The following is a 17766-nucleotide window of genomic DNA, read 5'->3' as shown; positions in this document are numbered from 1 at the left end:
GCTTCCAGTAACTGGAAGGTCAAGGGGCGATTTCCACTTTTCGATCGTGGCCGTCATCGCGCACATCGAGGGAAAATCGCTTACGCAACTTTGTTCCCATGCTATGGACGCGCGTCCCACTGCATCGATCCCACCCAAATGAAATGCCTGATTATCAATCTCGATCGGTCCCGCGATCGCCTCGCCCATGTAACGGCGGAGTTCGCGCGCATCGGCATCGCCTTCGAGCGGGTCGCCGCCATCGATGCGCGAGATCGGCCGGATCTGGCCGAAATGCCGCAGGGCAAGAAGCATTTGCGCCTGGCCGACGCCGAGATTGCCTGCCTGCTCAGCCACCAACAGTGTTGGTCGACGATCGCTGCAGGTGAGGATGCTTACGCGGCGATTTTCGAGGACGATGTCGTTTTCCCGGACAAAGCCGGCGCTTTGCTTGCCGATGCGGGCTGGATTCCCGCCGATGCGGACATCGTCAAGTTGGAAACGTTCTTCAACCGGACCGTAATTTCACGCAAGCAAGTTGCCTGCGGCCACGGTTTTTTTGCGAGCAGACTGCACGGGCTCCATATCGGTACGGCGGGATACATCCTGTCCAGACAGGCCGCGCGGGACCTTCTTGCGGCAACGAATGAGATCAGCATTCCCGTCGATCACCTCATCTTCAATCCGCGTTTTGCGACCTCGTCCGACAAGGTCATTTACCAACTCGTCCCGGCATTGTGCCTGCAGGCACAATTCCTCGGCGACAGTCCGGTGAGATTGCCAAGCCTGCTCAAGCAGGAGCGAACAGAGGAATGGGTGGCAAGCGGGATAGGTAAACGGCGCCCCAGGCCAATCACCGCCAAGGTAAGGATCGAGACCAGGCGGTTGACGTGGCAGATCGCCGATCTCTTCCGGCTCCGGCGCGAGATGATCATCCCTTTCTGGTATCGCGGCCGACGCGTCCGTCCGCCCCATACACAGCGCCGTGAAAACGCGCTATAGACGCCGCGCAAAGGCGAGGCCCACCGGCAATCCATGGCAAAAATCTCCCTCAAGCTCGACGCGCTGATCGACAGCGAGGCTTTGCGCCGCGACATGACGGCGCTGATCTCGGCGGCCAGCGGCATCGAGCCCGGCGCGCGCGTCGGTGCGCTCCGGCTGCTGAAGGATCGGCTGACCGAGGGCCGCAAGGTTGCCGAGCGCATGCTGATGGACGATGGCAGCGGCACGGCCTGCGCCGCCCGGCTGTCGCATCTGATGGACGAGATCATCCGCGCCCTCTACGAGTTCGCCGCGACCCACGTCTACCGGGTGAAAAGCCCCTCGACCGCAGAGCGCATGGCGGTCGTCGCCGTCGGCGGCTATGGCCGCGGCACGCTGGCGCCGGGCTCCGACATCGACCTGTTGTTCCTGCTGCCCTACAAGCAGACGCCGTGGGGCGAACAGATCGTCGAATATATGCTCTATATGCTGTGGGACCTCGGGTTGAAGGTTGGCCACGCCACCCGCAACATCGACGAGTGTCTCAGGCTGTCGCGCAGCGATATCACCATCCGCACCACGATCCTGGAAGCGCGGTTCCTGTGGGGCGAACAGAAGCTCTTCGACGAATTGCTCGCTCGCTTCGACCATGAAGTGGTGCGCACCACCGGACCGGAATATGTGCAGGCCAAGCTCGCCGAACGCGACGATCGCCATGCCAAGGCCGGCGAAAGCCGCTATCTGGTCGAGCCCAACGTCAAGGACGGCAAGGGCGGCCTGCGCGATTTGCAGACGCTGTTCTGGATCGCCAAGTATTTTTATCGCGTGCGCACCGGCGAGGAATTGGTCGAGAAAGGTGTCTTCACCGAGGCCGAGTACCGCGAATTCCAGAAGGCCGAAGACTTCCTGTGGGCGGTGCGCTGCCACATGCATTTCCTCACCGGCAAGCCAGAGGAACGGCTGCATTTCGATATCCAGCGCGAGATCGCCGAACGGCTGGGCTACACCACCCATCCCGGTCTGTCGGCGGTCGAGCGCTTCATGAAGCATTACTTCCTCGTCGCCAAGGATGTCGGCGACCTCACCCGCATCTTCTGCGCCGCGCTCGAGGAAGAGCAGGCCAAGCATGTGCCCGGCTTCAACCGCATCTTCCTCACCTTCCAGCGCCGCAAGCGCAAGCTGGCAGGCACGTCGGACTTCATTGTCGACAATCACCGCATCAACGTCGCCGACGACAGCGTGTTCGAGCGCGACCCGGTCAATCTGCTCAGGCTGTTCTGGTTCGCCGACAAGCACGGGCTGGAGTTCCATCCCGATGCGCTGAAGCTGCTCACCCGCTCGCTCGGTCTGGTCAACAAGTCGCTGCGGCGCGACGAGGAGGCCAACCGGCTGTTCCTCGACATCCTGACCTCGGACCGCAATGCCGAGCTTAATTTGCGGCGCATGAACGAGGCCGGCCTGCTCGGCAGGCTGATCCCCGATTTCGGCAGAATAGTCGCCATGATGCAGTTCTCCATGTACCACCACTATACGGTGGACGAGCACCTGATCCGCTGCATCGGCGTCTTGGCCGAGATCGAGCGCGGCGACGGCGAAAAGGTGCATCCGCTCTCGCACACGCTGATGCCGGGGCTAGAGAAGAGCCGCGAGGCGCTCTATGTCGCGGTGCTGCTGCACGACATCGCCAAGGGCCGGCCGGAGGATCACTCAGAGGCCGGCGCCCGGATCGCGCGCCGCATCTGCCCGCATATGGGGCTGTCGGCGGCCGACACCGAGACAGTCGCCTGGCTGGTCGAGAACCATCTGGTGATGTCGATGACGGCGCAGACGCGCGACCTCAACGACCGCAAGACGATCGAGGATTTCGCCTCGATCGTGCAATCGGTCGAGCGGCTAAAAATGCTGTTGATCCTGACCGTCTGCGACATCAGGGGTGTCGGGCCGGGCGTGTGGAACGGCTGGAAGGGCCAGCTCCTGCGCACGCTCTACTACGAGACCGAACTGCTTTTGACCGGCGGCTTCTCGGAAGTGTCGCGCGCCAAGCGGACGGCGGCGGCGCGCGAGCGGCTGGCCGAGGCGCTGGCCGATTGGCCGGACAAGGCCCGCAAGCGCTATGTCGGCCTGCATTACGAGAACTATCTGCTGACGGTCGACCTCCCCGATCAGCTGCGCCATGCCGAATTCATTCGCGAAGCCGACGCGGCAGGCAAGAAGCTCGCCACCGTGGTCAGGACTCACCAATTCGAGGCGGTGACCGAGATCACCGTGCTGGCGCAGGACCATCCGCGCCTGCTTTCGGTTATTGCCGGCGCCTGTGCCGGCGCCGGCGGCAACATCGTCGACGCGCAGATCTTCACCACGTCCGACGGCCGCGCGCTGGACATCATCCTGATCTCACGGGAATTCGACCGCGATGAGGATGAGCGCCGTCGCGCCGAGCGCGTCGGCCGGCTGATCGAGGACGTGCTGTCGGGCAAGAGCTGGCTGCCGGAGATGATCGAGAAGCGCACCCGGCCGCGGCGCGGCGCCAAGGTGTTCAAGATTCCGCCGCGCGCCGAAATCCGCAACACGCTGTCGAACCGGTTTTCGGTGATCGAGGTCGAGGGACTGGACCGGCCTGGGCTGTTGTCGGAAATCACCAGTGCGTTGTCCGATCTCTCGCTCGACATCGCCTCGGCTCACATCACCACCTTCGGCGAGAAGGTGATCGACACTTTCTATGTCACCGACCTTACGGGGCAGAAGATCGACAACCCGGCACGCACCGCCACCATCCACGCCAGGCTGATCGCGGCGCTTGAAGGCGTTGTCCCAGAGCGCGGCGGCAAGGCCAAGGCGGCGGCCGAGTGACCATCACTTTGTCCCAATCACCCCCTTCGTCCCAATCATCCAGGCAATCTCCCCGCGCATGAGCCTCGTCAAGAAATTCGCCACGGTTGCGTCCGGCACGCTGATGAGCCGCGCCCTTGGCTTTGGCCGCGAAATGCTGATGGCGGCCGCACTCGGCACCGGGCCGGTGGCGGACGCCTTCAACGCCGCCTTTCAGTTTCCCAACACGTTTCGCCGGCTGTTTGCCGAAGGCGCCTTCAACGCCGCTTTCGTGCCGCTGTTTGCCAAGGAGATCGAGACTCACGGCACCGACGGCGCCAAGCGCTTTTCGGAGGAAGTGTTCGGCGTCCTGTTCACCGCACTTCTGGCGCTGACCATCGTCATGGAATTGGCGATGCCGCTGATCGTGCGCTATCTCGTGGCGCCGGGCTTTGCCGACACGCCGGGCAAATTCGAGACGACCGTCCTGCTGGCGACGATCATGTTCCCGTATCTCATCTGCATGTCGCTCGCAGCCATGATGGCCGGCATGCTGAATTCGCTGCGCCGCTATTTCGCGGCTGCCGTGGCGCCCGCATTCCTCAACATCATCCTGATTAGCGTGCTCGGCTACGCCTGGTACCACGGCATGGATGCCCGTGAGGTTGGTTTCAGCCTGTCCTGGGGCGTGCTGGCGGCGGGGCTGGTACAGCTCGCCATTGTCTGGGTGGCTGTGCGCAATGCCGGCATCGCCATCGGTTTTCGCCGGCCGAAGATGACGCCCAACGTCAAGCGCCTGCTGATCCTGGCGCTGCCGGCGGCGATCACCGGCGGCATCACCCAGATCAACCAGCTGATCGGCACGGCGATCGCGTCGGCGCAGGACAGCGCCGTGTCGTCGCTTGCTTACGCCGACCGCATCTACCAGCTGCCGCTCGGCGTCGTCGGCGTCGCGGTGGCCATCGTGCTGTTGCCGGAGCTGTCGCGGGCGCTGAAATCGGGCAATCTGGTCGAGGCAGCCAATCTGCAGAACCGCTCGGTCGAGTTCACCCTGTTCATGACCTTGCCGGCGGCGGCGGCCCTTTGGGTAATGGCGGAGCCGATCGTGCGGCTGGTCTATGAGCGCGGCGCCTTCGCCGCCAACGGCTCGACGCCGACCGTGGCCGCGATCCTGGCGATTTTCGGCCTCGGCCTGCCGGCCTTCGTGCTGATCAAGGCCTTCACTCCCGGCTATTTCGCCCGCGAGGACACGCGCACGCCGATGATGTTCGCCGCCATCTCGGTCGGCGTGAACGTGATCACCGCGCTGACGCTGTTCCCGAAAATGGGCGCGCCCGGCATTGCGGTGGCCTCGGCCGTCGCCGGCTGGGTCAACGCGGTGATGCTGCTTGCGGTGCTGATCCGACGTGGCCATTGGGGCCGCGACGTGCCATTGCTGAAGCGCATTCCGCGCCTGGTGCTGTCGGCTGCGGTGATGGCGGTGGCGCTCTATTTCGCCGAGCACTGGCTGGCCGTCAGGCTCGGCCCCGGCTCGCCACTGGTGATCAAGGCAACGACGCTGCTGGCGCTGGTAGCCGGCGGCGCTCTGCTCTACTTCATCACGGCCTTTGCCACCGGCGGCGCCGATTTCGGCATGATCCGGCGCAATGTGAAACGCGGCTCGGGCAAGGCAGCGGCGCCAGCGCCAAACGCCGATCTGGACGAATAGTCCGGGCGAGCTAACAGCAACACCGGTCTTGATCCTCTCCGCCCCTTCGTCCATAAGCGCGCCGTCGCAAGACTTTCGCCGCGCGTGGTTTCCAGCCGCGTGATTGGCTCCGAAAAGTCTGCAACTTTTCGGAATCACGCTTATACGGCCCTCCACAAGCCATGAGGACATCATGACCGCCTTCAAACAGCTCGTCTTTTCCGGGGTACAGCCGACCGGCAATCTGCATCTCGGCAACTATCTCGGCGCCATCAAGAAATTCGTCGCCCTGCAGGACACGTCAGACTGCATCTATTGCGTCGTCGACCTGCATTCGCTGACGGCACAGCTCGTCCATGACGACCTCGCCGACCAGACCCGCTCGATCACCGCGGCCTTCCTTGCCTCCGGCATCGACCCGAAGAAGCACATCGTCTTCAACCAGTCGCGGGTGATGCAGCATGCCGAGCTTGCCTGGATCTTCAACTGCGTGGCGCGCATCGGCTGGATGAACAAGATGACGCAGTTCAAGGACAAGGCCGGCAAGGACCGCGAAAATGCCTCGCTGGGCCTGCTAGCCTATCCCTCACTGATGGCGGCCGACATCCTGCTCTACCGCGCCACCCATGTGCCGGTGGGCGAGGATCAAAAGCAACATCTGGAGCTGACCCGCGACATCGCGCAAAAGTTCAACAATGACTTTTCGAGCCGCATCGCCAGCCTTGGCGTCGGCGTCGAGATGCAGGTCGGCGAGGAGACGGTAAACGGGTTCTTCCCGATAACCGAACCGGTGATCGGCGGGCCGGCGGCGCGCATCATGAGCCTGCGCGACGGTTCGAAGAAAATGTCGAAGTCGGACCCGTCCGACCTGTCGCGTATCAATTTGACCGACGATGCCGACACCATCTCGAAGAAGATCCGCAAGGCCAAGACCGACCCGGAAGCGTTGCCAAGCGAAGTCGACGGCCTGGAAAGCCGCCCGGAAGCGGAAAACCTGGTCGGCATCTATGCCGGGCTGGCCGAGATGTCGAAGGCGGACGTGCTGAAGGAGTTCGGCGGCCAGCAGTTTTCCGTGTTCAAGCCGGCGCTTGCCGACCTTGCCGTGGAAAAACTGGCGCCGATCGCCGGCGAGATGCGCCGCATCGAAGGCGACCGCGCCCATGTCGACGCGGTGCTGAGAGACGGCGGCGAACGCGCCGGCGCGCTGGCTGAGACCACGATGAAGACGGTACGCGACATTATAGGCCTGTTGCAGGGCTGATCCTACCGTCAGTGCACCGCACCATTCTGGCCCAAGGCCGGCGGCTTGCCGCCGGTCTGTCGCGGTGGCAGATTGCGGCCGAAAACATCGAGTAGATAGACATGGTCTCCAAACGCCTCAGTCGCGAAGCCGGCCATCGCAGGAAATTCCTGACGATCATCGACGACACGCCGGAGTGCGAGCGCGCCGTCGCGTACGCCTCCAAGCGGGCGCAGAGCACCAGCGGCACGCTGGTGCTGCTCTACATCATCACACCGGACGACTTTCAGCACTGGCTGGGCGTCGAGAAGATCATGCGCGAGGAAGCCAACGCCACGGCGCGCGCGGCACTCGACGGCTACGCCAACAAGGTGCGCCAGAAGCTCGGCATCGAGCCCGAGATGGTGGTGCGCGAAGGCAAGCCGACCGAGGAGATCCACAAGCTGATCGAGGAAGACCAGGACATCGCCATCCTGGTGCTGGCGGCAGGTGCCGGCAAGGAAGGACCCGGGCCGCTGGTCGGGGCTGTTGCCGGCAAGGGCGCCGCCTTCCCTATTCCCGTCACAGTGGTGCCGCAGAACCTTTCCGACGAGGAGATCGACAGCCTCGCATAGAGAGTGATGCCGGAAAGTGTGAAGCGGTTCGGATAACATCACGATCCTGGATTTATAGCCCGCGCGGGATTCATCCCCAGCCAGTAAAAACATTCCGCCAGCCAGCCATTTTGAGCGATGCGTTTCGCTTGAATGTCCAGCAGATTGAGCCTATTTAGAACTATTCCAAACTAGCTGCCCGACTGGGGCACGGAGACGGCCATGTTCATCCAGACCGAATCGACGCCGAACCCGGCAACGCTGAAGTTCCTGCCCGGCAAGGAAGTGCTTGTCGAAGGCACCGCCGATTTCCGCGACGCCGACAGTGCAGCCAGCGCCTCGCCGCTGGCCGGCCGCCTGTTCGAGATCCCCGGCGTGACCGGCGTCTTCTTCGGCTATGACTTCATCACCGTGACCAAGGACGGCCCGGACTGGCAGCACCTGAAGCCGGCGATCCTGGGCGCCATCATGGAGCATTTCATGTCGGGCGCGCCCGTCATGGTCAACGCCGGCCCCGCTGCCGAGACCAGCCAGACCGGCGAATTCTACGACAAGGCCGATGAGCAACTGGTCATCACCATCAAGGAATTGCTCGACACCAGGGTGCGCCCGGCGGTTGCCCAGGATGGCGGCGACATCACCTTCCGCGGCTTCGAGAACGGCACCGTGTTCCTGCACATGAAGGGCGCCTGCGCCGGCTGCCCGTCCTCGACGGCGACGCTGAAGCACGGCATCCAGAACCTGCTCCGCCACTTCGTGCCGGAAGTACAGCAGGTCGAGCAGGTCTCCTAAGACCCCTTCACGCATTCGAGCGAGCAACAAAAAACCGGGCCAGATTGCCCGGTTTTCTGTTTTGGACGTCCGTTGTTGCCTAGACGGTCCGCGTACGAAGGGTAACGCCTATCTTGACCTTGATCTTCCCGAAAACCGGTTCCACTTTTCGCTTTCGTGGACCTCGGTTCCGGATCAAGGTCCTACATCACGATGACCTTGGCACCGACCGAAGTGCGGTCGTAGAGGTCGATGATGTCCTGGTTCATCAGCCGGATGCAGCCTGACGACATCGCTTTGCCGATCGAATTCCATTCCGGACTGCCGTGCAGGCGGTAGCCCATGTCGCCGCCCTTGTTGAACAGATACATGGCGCGCGCGCCGAGCGGGTTCTTCAAGCCCGGCTCCATGCCGCTCGCGAACTTCGCTAGCTCCGGCTGGCGCTGGATCATCTGCCGCGGCGGCGTCCAGGTCGGCCATTCGCGCTTCAGCGCGATATGGGCGGTGCCGTGCCATTCAAAGCCTTCGCGGCCGACGCCGATGCCGTAGCGGATCGCCCGGCCGTCGCCTTCGACGAAGTAGAGAAACTTGTTCTGGGTATCGACGACGATGGTGCCCGGCTTTTCCGAGGTGTCGTAGTTCACCTCTTGCCGGTGGTACTTCAGCGGCACCCTCTCGATCGGGATGCGCGGCAGTTGGTAGCCTGCATCGTTCACCGAACCGTAGTTGTTGGTGAACAGTTGCGAGCCGATCGTGCTGCAACCCGAGATCGCGGCCGACAACGCAAGTGCGGCGACGATTGCAAATGACTTCATGCGCATGAAATGGTCCGATGCCCCGCCAAGATGTCGCGACACGTTACGGCCGCTTTTCCTGAAATCATTCATGCTGGCATTTGCTTTGCTTGCCAAGCGCGCGATGCCTATATGCAGGAGCTTACGTGCCGGTAAGCCGTCAACTATGGCATTTCGGCAACAGGACTCACGGGATTGTGAAGGAAAAACAATGGGCGGCCCTGTCGGATAGCCTAGAAACAGGGAACCACATCGAGGAATCACAATGAATGTAGGCGCTGCCGCGGCGCGGTCCGGCCTGCCGGCCAAGACCATCCGCTACTATGAAGAGATCGGCCTGATCGCGCCGGCGCGCGCCGGCAATGGCTACCGCGATTATTCCAGCGACGACATCCATCGGCTGGCCTTCCTGCGCCGCGCCCGCAACCTCGGCTTTTCAATCGAAGATTGCCGCCAGCTGATGGCGCTCTACCGGGATCGCAGCCGCGCCAGCCACGATGTGCGCGAGATCGCCGCCGCCCATGTCAGCGCCATCGAGGAAAAAGTGCGCGAGCTGCAGTCGATGCGCACGACCTTGCAGACGCTGATCCAGGCCTGCCATGGTGACGACCGGCCGGATTGCCCGATTTTGGATGACATTGCGGGGGCTGCGCAGGCCGCAGACAGGCGGGCCACGGTTTGAAGCACGGGCGCCGGGATAGACTGGGCGCCGGACGCGCAAGAAAAACCTCCAAAGGTCTATATCTCATTTGGCTAAAATTACGGAACGTCCAATGGACAAGAACGGAACCAAAGCGGTTACATCAGACCTTCGCGCTCACGACGTAAGACTTTAGTCCGGCCGATTTATAGCTAAGAACGGAAGTCGATCGGCACGACATAGGGCCGCTGTGGATCAATACCAGACTGCACCCAGACGAATATGGTGCGATCGCGGAAGACGCTCGGACCAAGCCGTCACCCAGGTTTGGCAACCGAATAATCGTCTGATGAGGCGCGCATATGCTGGGGTCAAAATCCGAAAGCGACCGCCACCTTCAGACCGAACGAGTAAGAAGCAGACCTAGCTTGAGGTAGGTTCAAACTCTTCTCTGACTTCCTTCCAGAGCAAAAACTTGAATGGCCACGCTCTGAGATAGGGGATCAGCTTCTCTCGCCGCAGAGCCGCAAAAAGAAGGGTGGTCAGAACTGAAAACATACAGGACAGAAACGCCACAAAAGCTATCGGCATCATCAATACCGCAGTGAAGCCACCTACAATATGCGGCCAAGTACCCTTCTCAGCTACGATTCCCGCGCTAGCAAGAAGGCCAATCCCCAGCAAGATTAGGCCTATCGTGCCCAACGATACGAGCGGTGAGTGCGGTTCTACGCTTCATATGCTTTGCCTCCCGGTAGCTTATCTCAAGCATAGCGGGGATCAATCCGCAGGGCGCGTTGTAAAGTATATAGTCGCCCTGCGAAAGGTGATTGTATGGTTGACAAACCCATTTGCTCACGACCTTGGCTCTGCTAGTCTCGCGCTTGGGTTTGGGGGTCAAGACATGAATGCCGTTGAGTTTATCGACAAGGTTCTAACGCCGCTCGGTGGTGGGCTTGGCGTCCTGCTGGCATGCCGGTTTTCACCGCAACTTCGTGCGCAGGTCAGGCCTGGTCTGGAATTAGTGATGGCAGTTATTGTCGTGCTGATCCTGGGAGCCATCAAATGGCTCTAGGAGCTACCCAGCCGTAGGGAAGTTACCAATTTCGGAACCAAATTCCGCCTAACGCTTACGAGTCGTCGTTTCGTATATGGCTTGGTCATTTACAAGGTTTCGTATGCATCCGCCCTGATAGCCGCCAGTCGGGAACGCGCTATGCTGGTGCGGCGTGGCGTGCAACGGCTGTTGCGGGACATGGGCCCTCTGCAGAACTGGCCCACGCTTGCCGCGGCGATAACAGGCCCTGACTGCCTCGATTTTTGATGATATGGCGGGCTTAGGCCGGGCGAAGGCAAGGCCGCTTCGGGCAGTGACATAAGCGGCCGGACCTCGCTCATCCGAGACTTCAGGACCTTTTCGGCCATCCCGCTTCTCACAAACGCGGAGATGACACCGATCAGAGATTCGATCCAACGCAGTATTGTCCGCAGTACTTCCCGTAGCGCCTGGCCCATGACGTGACATGCCTCTCGGATCATCAATCGTAGCAGGATTATATTCCTATCTGGCCGAATTTGTCAATCGGGATTTTGCCCAAGCATAGGTTCAAACCGTGAACAAAATCTGGCATGGTGGGTGCCATGCCGATCATTTCGCCGATTCTCCTCAATCCCCTGATCGATGGCCGCCAGTCGGAACGCGCCATGCTGGTGCGGCGTGGCGTGCAGCGGCTGTTGATGCAAATGGGCATGCATGTGCTGCCCGAACTGTCGCTGGCCACCGGGCGGCGCGCCGACCTTGTGGCGCTGACCAGGCAGGGCGACATCTGGATCATCGAGATCAAATCCTCGATCGAGGATTTTCGCGTCGACCGCAAATGGCCTGATTACCGGCTGCACTCCGACCGCTTCTTCTTCGCCACGCATCCCGGCGTGCCCTCGGATATTTTTCCGGAGGAATGCGGCTTCATCCTCTCCGACGGCTACGGCGCCGAGATTTTGCGCGATGCGCCCGAGCACCGGATGGCGGCGGCAACGCGCAAGGCGCTGATGCTGCGCATCGCACGGGCGGGTGCGGCGCGGCTGCTGGCGGCGGAACTGGCGGGTGTGGCGGTGCCGGCGCTGGCGGGAGAGAGCGAGTAGACGAAGCTCAAGTTCCTCGCCCCGCTTTGCGGGGGCGAGGAACCCAAGAACACCTACTCCACCACCTCCTCCACCCCTGCCGCCGGCGCCATCAGGAGCACGGCGGCACCCAGCAGCGCTGCAACGAAGGACCCCGCCAGGATGCCGACCTTGACGGCGTCCTGCAGCGCCATGTCGTTGGCGAAGGCGAGCAGGCCGATGAACAGGCTCATGGTGAAGCCGATGCCGCAGAGCAGCGAAATGCCGATCATGTGCAGCCAGCCGGCATTGACCGGCAGGTCGGCGAAGCCGAGCCGGATCGCCAGCGCCGAGGAGCCGAAGACGCCGGCCAGTTTGCCCAGCACCAGGCCGGCGGCAACGCCGAGCGTCAGCGGCTCGACCAGGGCAGAGGCGCTGAGGCCAGCCAGCGACACGCCGGCATTGGCAAAGCCGAAAATCGGGATGACGAAGAACGGCACGATCTTGTGCAGGCCGTGCTCCAACCGGTGCAGCGGCGAATGGTCGAGATCGTGGCCGCTGCCGGGAGACACCTGGAGCGGGATGGTCAGCGCCAGCGCGACGCCGGCCAGCGTGGCATGCACGCCCGATTTCAGAACCAGCACCCACAGCACGGCGCCGAGCACTAGGTAGGGCGTCAGCCTCGTCACCCGCATACGGTTGAGCACGATGAGCACCGCGATGACGGCGAAGGCGGCGCCGAGATAGGCGAGCGACAAGCCGCTTGTGTAGAAGATGGCGATGATGATGACGGCGCCGAGATCGTCGATGATGGCGAGCGCGGTGAGAAAGATCTTGAGCGACGCCGGCACGCGGTTGCCGAGCAGCGACAGTACGCCGAGCGCAAAGGCGATGTCGGTGGCGGTCGGGATCGCCCAGCCGGAGAGCGCGGCGGCGTTGTTGCGGTTGATGGCGACATAGACCAGCGCGGGAACCAGCATGCCGCCGGCGGCGGCGACGCCCGGCAACACGCGGCGCGGCCAGGTCGAGAGCTGACCGTCGAGCATCTCGCGCTTGATCTCGAGGCCGACCAGCAGGAAGAACACCGCCATCAGCCCATCATTGATCCAGTGCGACACGCTGAGCGGGCCGAGATAGGTGTGGAGAGCGGCGAAATAGGTTCCGGCCAATGGTGAATTGGCGACGATCAGCGCAAGGGCTGCCGCAACCATCAGGATGATGCCGCCCGCCGCCTCGCCGTCGAGGAATTCGCGAAGGATGGATTTCGGCTGCTTGTCGCGCATCTGTGCTCCGTTGCCGGGTTTTCCGGCGGCGTTATTGCCGATGATGGGCAAAGGTCGATGGCACGGCAAGCGCAACTGTTTCCAGCGTTGGCGCGGCCCCAACCAATCCGCGTGGCGCTGCGGCGGACCCATAGGGGGAGAGAAGTGTCACCTATGTATCCGGTTCAAAGTGTTACCCATCTATCGGCTGGACAGCAGCTTCAGCCTCGCCGTCGTCTCCTGCAACGCCGGCGATTGGCGAAACCGGCGATGAGAGCGCCCCTCTCCCCCGTCTCTATACGGGGAGAGGATGCCGGCAGGCAGGTGAGGGGCAGCGCTGAGGTTCGGCAATTGGCGGCCGGCGCCGCCGGCGCGTGAACCTCAGCGTGGTGCGCGCTTGGCGAGTATGCGCTGCAGCGTGCGGCGATGCATGTTGAGCCGGCGCGCGGTTTCCGACACGTTGCGGTCGCACATTTCGTAGACGCGCTGGATGTGTTCCCAGCGCACGCGGTCGGCCGACATCGGATTTTCCGGGGGGGCGGCGCGCTCGCCGGCGGTGCGGGTGAGCGCTGCAAACACGTCGTCGGCGTCAGCCGGCTTCGACAGATAGTCGATGGCGCCGAGCTTCACCGCGGTCACCGCGGTGGCGATGTTGCCGTAGCCGGTGAGGATGACGGTGCGGGCATCGTCGCGCTTCTCGCGGATGGCGGCGACGACGTCGAGGCCGTTGCCGTCGCCAAGCCGCATGTCGACCACCGCATAGGCCGGCGGGTGGGCGCGCGCCTTGGCCACTGCCTCCTCGACGCTCTCGGCCGTGTCGACCACGAAACCCCTGGTTTCCATGGCGCGGGCCAGCCGCGTCAGGAACGGCTTGTCGTCGTCAACGATGAGCAGCGAGGTGTCCTCGCCTTCGACCATTGCGCCAATTGCTTCTTCGCCAGTCATTATCTTAAAAAATCCTGCTGCCTTAATTTTACGCAGATATAGTTCCTGAACGCCATTGTCCAATTTTGCCGCCTCCGCCAAGGCTTTTACGCGGTGTCGAACATCGAGATCCCCACCGATTCCGGGTTGAGGAAGACGGTGCGGGGCCACGATATCTGCACGATGGCGCCCTCGCCCAGTCCGCTCGAATTGCGGAAATCGAGCGTGGCGCCGGAGCGTTCGAGCAAGGTCTTGGCGATGAACAGCCCGAGACCCAGGCCACCGCCGGCCTCGTTGCCCTGGCGTGTCGACATATAGGGCTCGCCGATGCGATCGATGATTTCGGGGGGAAAGCCCGGCCCGTCATCGATGATCGAGAAGGTGACGTCGAGTTCGTCCCAGCTCCATCGCACCGTCACACTGTTGCGGGCGAAGTCGACGGCGTTCTCGACAAGATTGCCGAGGCCGTAGATGACCCCGGGGTTGCGTCGTCCCACCGGTTCGGGGCCGACGCGCTCGCCCGGCCGAAGCTTGATCGAGATGCCGAAATCGCGGTGCGGCGCGGTCACCTCCTCGACCAGCGAGGTCAGCGGCAGACGCGACAGATGCGCCTCGCCCTCGGAGGACAGGCTGGTCAGCCGCTTCAGGATCTCGCGGCAGCGCTCGCTCTGCGACCGCAGAAGTTTGACGTCCTCACCGTATTTTGGGTCGTCGCCAAGTGCCTTTTCCATCTCCTTGGAGACAAGGGCGATGGTGGCGAGCGGCGTGCCGAGTTCGTGCGCGGCGGCGGCGGCAAGCCCATCCAGAGCCGACAGATGCTGCTCGCGCTGCAACACCAGTTCGGTGGCGGCAAGCGCATTGGCGAGCAGGCGGGCTTCCTCGGCGACGCGGAAGGCATAGATGGCGGTGAAGGCGATCGAGGAAAACACCGCCATCCATATGCCGGCGACATAGATGAATGGCATGGGCAGCGGCGCGCCCTCATACCATGGCAGCGGCTGGTGGAAGAAGACCAGCAACGTGGCCGCCGCCATGACCAGCGCGCCGAGCACCGCAGTCAGCCGGAGCGGCAGCGACGCCGCCGAGATGACGACGGGCACGGTCATCAGCACCGAGAACGGGTTGGTGAGGCCGCCGGTCAAATAGAGCAGGCCGGCAAGCTGCAGGCTGTCGAAGGTCAGGATGAAAAAGGCTGAGAACGGGGTCAGCCGGTGCGCTGCCGGATAGCGGAAGGTCAGCACCAGGTTGAGCCAGGCCGAGCAGGCGACCAGCGCGAAGCAGAGGCTGACCGGCAGCGGGAATTTGAGCCCATAGGCGATCACCAGCACCGCCAGGCTCTGGCCCACGATGGCCAGCCAGCGCAGCCGGATCAGCGTGTTGAGGCGCAGCCGCTGGCTTTGCTGGAAGTCTGGCGCGTGCACGATGTTGATCATGGCCAAGGATTATAGCCGGGAAAGGACGAGCGCTAGGTCCCTCGCGGTTTGGCGCGGGCGGTGGCCGCAGCGAGCAGCGGATTTTCCGGCCAGACATGGCGGGGATAGCGGCCGCGCATGTCGGTGCGCACATCGGCCCAGGAGCCGCGCCAGAAGCCGGGCAGGTCGCGCGTCGTCTGGATCGGCCGGTGCGCCGGCGACAACAGCTCGAGCGTCAGCGGCACGGTGCCGTTGGCGATTGCCGGATGGCGGTCAAGGCCGAACAGCTCCTGCACGCGGATCGCCAGCACCGGCCATTCGCCGTCATAGCGGATCGGCACATGGCTGCCGGACGGCGCGTCGAAATGGGTCGGCGCCAGTGTGCCGATCTTGCGCTGCAAATCATGCGGCACCAGCGCCATCAGGCCCGACGACAGCGTGCCGGGATCGATGGCGGCGAAGGACGCCTTGCCCGACAGGAACGGCAGCAGCCAGTCGTCGAGGCGTTCGAGCAGGGCGGCTTCCGAAACATCGGGCCAAGGCGCACCGAGGCCGCGATGCAGCCAGCCTAGGCGCTGGCGCAGCGTCTCGCCGTCCTTGCCCCATTCCAGCAGCGACAGGCCGTGCTCGCGCAAGGCATCTGTTATGGCGCGGTCGGCGTCTGTTCCAGTTGGTGCGGGCAGCATGCGCTCCGACAAAGTGATGGCGCCGAGCCTGGCGGTCTCGCGCACGCGCACCGCGCGCCGCTCGCGGTCGAAGCTTGTCTCGCGGCGCGTCTCGATCCTGTCGGAGAGTGCGGCGCGGATGTCGGCCTCGTCAACGGCTGCCGCCGCCGTGATGCGGGCATTTTGCGCCTTACCATGCAGATCGGCGACGACCAGCCAGGTCTCACCGGCCAGCGGATCGGCGGAGTCGAGCATGGCGCCGGAGCCGTTGGCGAGCACGAAACGCCCGCGCTCGCCCCGCGCTCTGGCGACACGGTCCGGCCAGGCGTGCATGAGGAGAAGACCGGCAGAAGCGGCTTCGCTGCTCTTGGAGCCGCCCGCCTGCTTCGCCAATCGCCCGGCAAGCTGCCTTGCCGCAACGGCGCGCGGCGACTTTTCCGTGCGGAAGCGCATCAGGCGCCGTTCGAGGTCGGCGCCGTCGCCGCCGAGACCACGCTCGGTGAGCAGGACGGCTAGCATCGCAGCCTCGAGCGCGTGGCCGCCGCCAGCGGCTTCAGCGACCATGTGTGCGAGGCGCACGGGCAGCGCCAGCTTGCGCATCGCGCCGCCCGCCTCCGTCAGCCGTCCGGCCGCGTCGATGGCGTGCAGCGCCAGGAGCAGGGCCTGCGCCTCGTTGAGCGCGGGAATGGGCGGCGGATCGAGGAAGGACAGGCTTGCGGGATCGGCGACGCCGAAGGCGGCGCAATCGAGCAGCAGGCCGGACAGGTCGGCTTCCAGAATCTCGGGTGGGGTGAAGGCGGGAAGGGCCGCCGTCTGCTCGGCCCGCCAGAGGCGGATGGCGACGCCTGGCTGTGTACGCCCGGCGCGGCCGGCGCGCTGATCGGCGGACGCCCTGGAAACGCCCACCGTCTCCAGCCGGGTCAGACCGCTCGCCGGTTCGTAGCGCGGCAGCCGCGACAGGCCGGAATCGATGACGACGCGCACGCCGTCGATGGTGATCGAGGTCTCGGCGATCGACGTCGCCAGCACCACCTTGCGGCGGCCGGGCGGCGCCGGTTTGATGGCGGCATCCTGCGCCCTGTTGTCGAGCTGGCCGTAGAGCGGCACGATGTCGGTGTCGGCGCCGAGCCGGCCCTGCAGCCGCTCGGCGGTGCGCTCGATCTCGCGCTGTCCCGGCAGGAAGGCGAGCACGCTGCCGCTCTCGCCGGCAAGAGCGGAGCGGATCGCCTTGGCCATGGCGTCTTCGATGGGAACGCCGGCTGGCCGCTCGTCGTATCTGACATCTACGGGGAACGCACGGCCTTGGCTTTCGATCACCGGGGCGCCGGACAGGAGTTTCGCGACGCGCGCCCCATCGAGCGTTGCCGACATCACCAGCAGCCGCAAATCCGGCCGCAGCGCGCCCTGCACGTCGAGCGCCAGCGCCAGGCCGAAATCGCCGTCGAGCGAGCGCTCGTGGAATTCGTCGAAAATCACCGCCGAGACGCCGGGCAGCTCGGGATCGTCTAGGATCATGCGCGCCAGGACGCCTTCGGTGACGACCAGGATTTTTGTCCGGGCCGATGTGCGGTTTTCCATGCGCATGGCATAGCCGACAGTGGCGCCGGGCTCTTCATCAAGCAATTCGGCCATGCGGCGGGCGGCGGCGCGGGCGGCGAGCCGGCGCGGTTCGAGCAGGACGATCTTGCCGGCGACCAGCCAGGGCGCATCGAGCAGCGCCAGCGGCACCAGCGTCGTCTTGCCGGCGCCGGGCGGCGCCACCAGAACGGCGTTGTTCTGCCTAGTCAGCGCTTCGCCAAGCGCCGGCAGCACGGCGGTAACAGGAAACTCCGGCAGGGTTCTTTTGCTCATCGTCTCAACGGTATGCAGCCAGGTGACCGCATATCAGCCGCGGATGCCGCCGCGCAACC

At 63.9% G+C, this 17766-nt stretch carries 14 protein-coding genes; 9 read left to right on the top strand and 5 right to left on the bottom strand.

Annotation, left to right across the window (positions count from 1 at the left end; genetic code table 11):
- Positions 1-138: 138 nt before the first annotated feature.
- From NKJ18_RS13100 to NKJ18_RS13075, 6 genes are all read left to right on the top strand, one after another.
- On the top strand, positions 139-981 hold the full coding sequence (locus NKJ18_RS13100) for a glycosyltransferase family 25 protein (RefSeq protein WP_352496904.1): 843 nt from the start codon (positions 139-141) through the stop codon (positions 979-981).
- A 33-nt stretch (positions 982-1014) separates the two neighbouring features.
- Positions 1015-3810, top strand: coding sequence for a [protein-PII] uridylyltransferase (locus tag NKJ18_RS13095; protein ID WP_023715570.1), 2796 nt, complete (start codon positions 1015-1017; stop codon positions 3808-3810).
- A gap of 58 nt (positions 3811-3868) precedes the next feature.
- Positions 3869-5476, top strand: coding sequence for a murein biosynthesis integral membrane protein MurJ (gene murJ, locus NKJ18_RS13090; protein WP_023698942.1), 1608 nt, complete (start codon positions 3869-3871; stop codon positions 5474-5476).
- Positions 5477-5648: 172 nt separating this feature from the next.
- Entirely contained in the window at positions 5649-6716 is a 1068-nt protein-coding gene (gene trpS / locus NKJ18_RS13085; protein ID WP_023725837.1) for a tryptophan--tRNA ligase, read from the top strand.
- A gap of 101 nt (positions 6717-6817) precedes the next feature.
- Positions 6818-7309 carry a universal stress protein gene (locus NKJ18_RS13080; RefSeq protein ID WP_023672856.1) on the top strand — a complete coding sequence of 164 codons (492 nt, stop codon included), beginning with the start codon at positions 6818-6820 and terminating at the stop codon, positions 7307-7309.
- A gap of 201 nt (positions 7310-7510) precedes the next feature.
- On the top strand, positions 7511-8080 hold the full coding sequence (locus tag NKJ18_RS13075) for a NifU family protein (RefSeq protein ID WP_023685140.1): 570 nt from the start codon (positions 7511-7513) through the stop codon (positions 8078-8080).
- A gap of 182 nt (positions 8081-8262) precedes the next feature.
- Here the strand turns inward: NKJ18_RS13075 and NKJ18_RS13070 are convergent, their stop codons facing one another.
- Positions 8263-8880 (bottom strand): L,D-transpeptidase, encoded by a 618-nt coding sequence (locus tag NKJ18_RS13070; protein WP_023692663.1) that lies wholly within the window; start codon positions 8878-8880, stop codon positions 8263-8265.
- A gap of 238 nt (positions 8881-9118) precedes the next feature.
- On the opposite strand from NKJ18_RS13070, the gene cueR reads away from it, so the two are divergent.
- From cueR to NKJ18_RS13055, 3 genes are all read left to right on the top strand, one after another.
- Positions 9119-9535, top strand: coding sequence for a Cu(I)-responsive transcriptional regulator (gene cueR / locus NKJ18_RS13065; RefSeq protein WP_352758371.1), 417 nt, complete (start codon positions 9119-9121; stop codon positions 9533-9535).
- An 862-nt stretch (positions 9536-10397) separates the two neighbouring features.
- Positions 10398-10568 (top strand): hypothetical protein, encoded by a 171-nt coding sequence (locus NKJ18_RS13060; RefSeq protein ID WP_023685143.1) that lies wholly within the window; start codon positions 10398-10400, stop codon positions 10566-10568.
- 566 nt (positions 10569-11134) lie between these two features.
- Entirely contained in the window at positions 11135-11635 is a 501-nt protein-coding gene (locus NKJ18_RS13055) for an MmcB family DNA repair protein (RefSeq protein ID WP_023806146.1), read from the top strand.
- 53 nt (positions 11636-11688) lie between these two features.
- Here the strand turns inward: NKJ18_RS13055 and nhaA are convergent, their stop codons facing one another.
- From nhaA to hrpB, 4 genes are all read right to left on the bottom strand, one after another.
- Complete coding sequence (gene nhaA, locus NKJ18_RS13050) at positions 11689-12876, bottom strand: Na+/H+ antiporter NhaA (protein WP_352758369.1); 1188 nt, start codon at positions 12874-12876, stop codon at positions 11689-11691.
- A gap of 360 nt (positions 12877-13236) precedes the next feature.
- The gene (locus NKJ18_RS13045) at positions 13237-13800 is read right to left on the bottom strand and encodes an ActR/PrrA/RegA family redox response regulator transcription factor (RefSeq protein ID WP_352518568.1); all 564 of its coding nucleotides are present in this window, start codon (positions 13798-13800) and stop codon (positions 13237-13239) included.
- A gap of 86 nt (positions 13801-13886) precedes the next feature.
- Positions 13887-15212 (bottom strand): ActS/PrrB/RegB family redox-sensitive histidine kinase, encoded by a 1326-nt coding sequence (locus NKJ18_RS13040; protein WP_352518597.1) that lies wholly within the window; start codon positions 15210-15212, stop codon positions 13887-13889.
- Positions 15213-15244: 32 nt separating this feature from the next.
- Entirely contained in the window at positions 15245-17707 is a 2463-nt protein-coding gene (gene hrpB / locus NKJ18_RS13035; RefSeq protein ID WP_352758367.1) for an ATP-dependent helicase HrpB, read from the bottom strand.
- Positions 17708-17766: the final 59 nt, after the last annotated feature.

This window comes from Mesorhizobium sp. M0217 (assembly GCF_040321955.1).
Classification (GTDB): Bacteria; Pseudomonadota; Alphaproteobacteria; order Rhizobiales; family Rhizobiaceae; genus Mesorhizobium.
Note: the sequence above shows the minus strand (reverse complement) of the source record. Positions and strands in the feature narration are given on the sequence as shown.

Coding starts and splice junctions, on each gene's coding strand:
- NKJ18_RS13060 (WP_023685143.1), top strand. CDS start 10,398: ATGAATGCCGTTGAGTTTATCGACAAGGTTCTAACGCCGCTCGGTGGT.
- NKJ18_RS13095 (WP_023715570.1), top strand. CDS start 1,015: ATGGCAAAAATCTCCCTCAAGCTCGACGCGCTGATCGACAGCGAGGCT.
- NKJ18_RS13045 (WP_352518568.1), bottom strand. CDS start 13,800: ATGACTGGCGAAGAAGCAATTGGCGCAATGGTCGAAGGCGAGGACACC.
- NKJ18_RS13080 (WP_023672856.1), top strand. CDS start 6,818: ATGGTCTCCAAACGCCTCAGTCGCGAAGCCGGCCATCGCAGGAAATTC.
- trpS (WP_023725837.1), top strand. CDS start 5,649: ATGACCGCCTTCAAACAGCTCGTCTTTTCCGGGGTACAGCCGACCGGC.
- hrpB (WP_352758367.1), bottom strand. CDS start 17,707: ATGAGCAAAAGAACCCTGCCGGAGTTTCCTGTTACCGCCGTGCTGCCG.
- nhaA (WP_352758369.1), bottom strand. CDS start 12,876: ATGCGCGACAAGCAGCCGAAATCCATCCTTCGCGAATTCCTCGACGGC.
- NKJ18_RS13075 (WP_023685140.1), top strand. CDS start 7,511: ATGTTCATCCAGACCGAATCGACGCCGAACCCGGCAACGCTGAAGTTC.
- NKJ18_RS13070 (WP_023692663.1), bottom strand. CDS start 8,880: ATGCGCATGAAGTCATTTGCAATCGTCGCCGCACTTGCGTTGTCGGCC.
- cueR (WP_352758371.1), top strand. CDS start 9,119: ATGAATGTAGGCGCTGCCGCGGCGCGGTCCGGCCTGCCGGCCAAGACC.
- NKJ18_RS13055 (WP_023806146.1), top strand. CDS start 11,135: ATGCCGATCATTTCGCCGATTCTCCTCAATCCCCTGATCGATGGCCGC.
- NKJ18_RS13100 (WP_352496904.1), top strand. CDS start 139: ATGAAATGCCTGATTATCAATCTCGATCGGTCCCGCGATCGCCTCGCC.
- murJ (WP_023698942.1), top strand. CDS start 3,869: ATGAGCCTCGTCAAGAAATTCGCCACGGTTGCGTCCGGCACGCTGATG.
- NKJ18_RS13040 (WP_352518597.1), bottom strand. CDS start 15,212: ATGATCAACATCGTGCACGCGCCAGACTTCCAGCAAAGCCAGCGGCTG.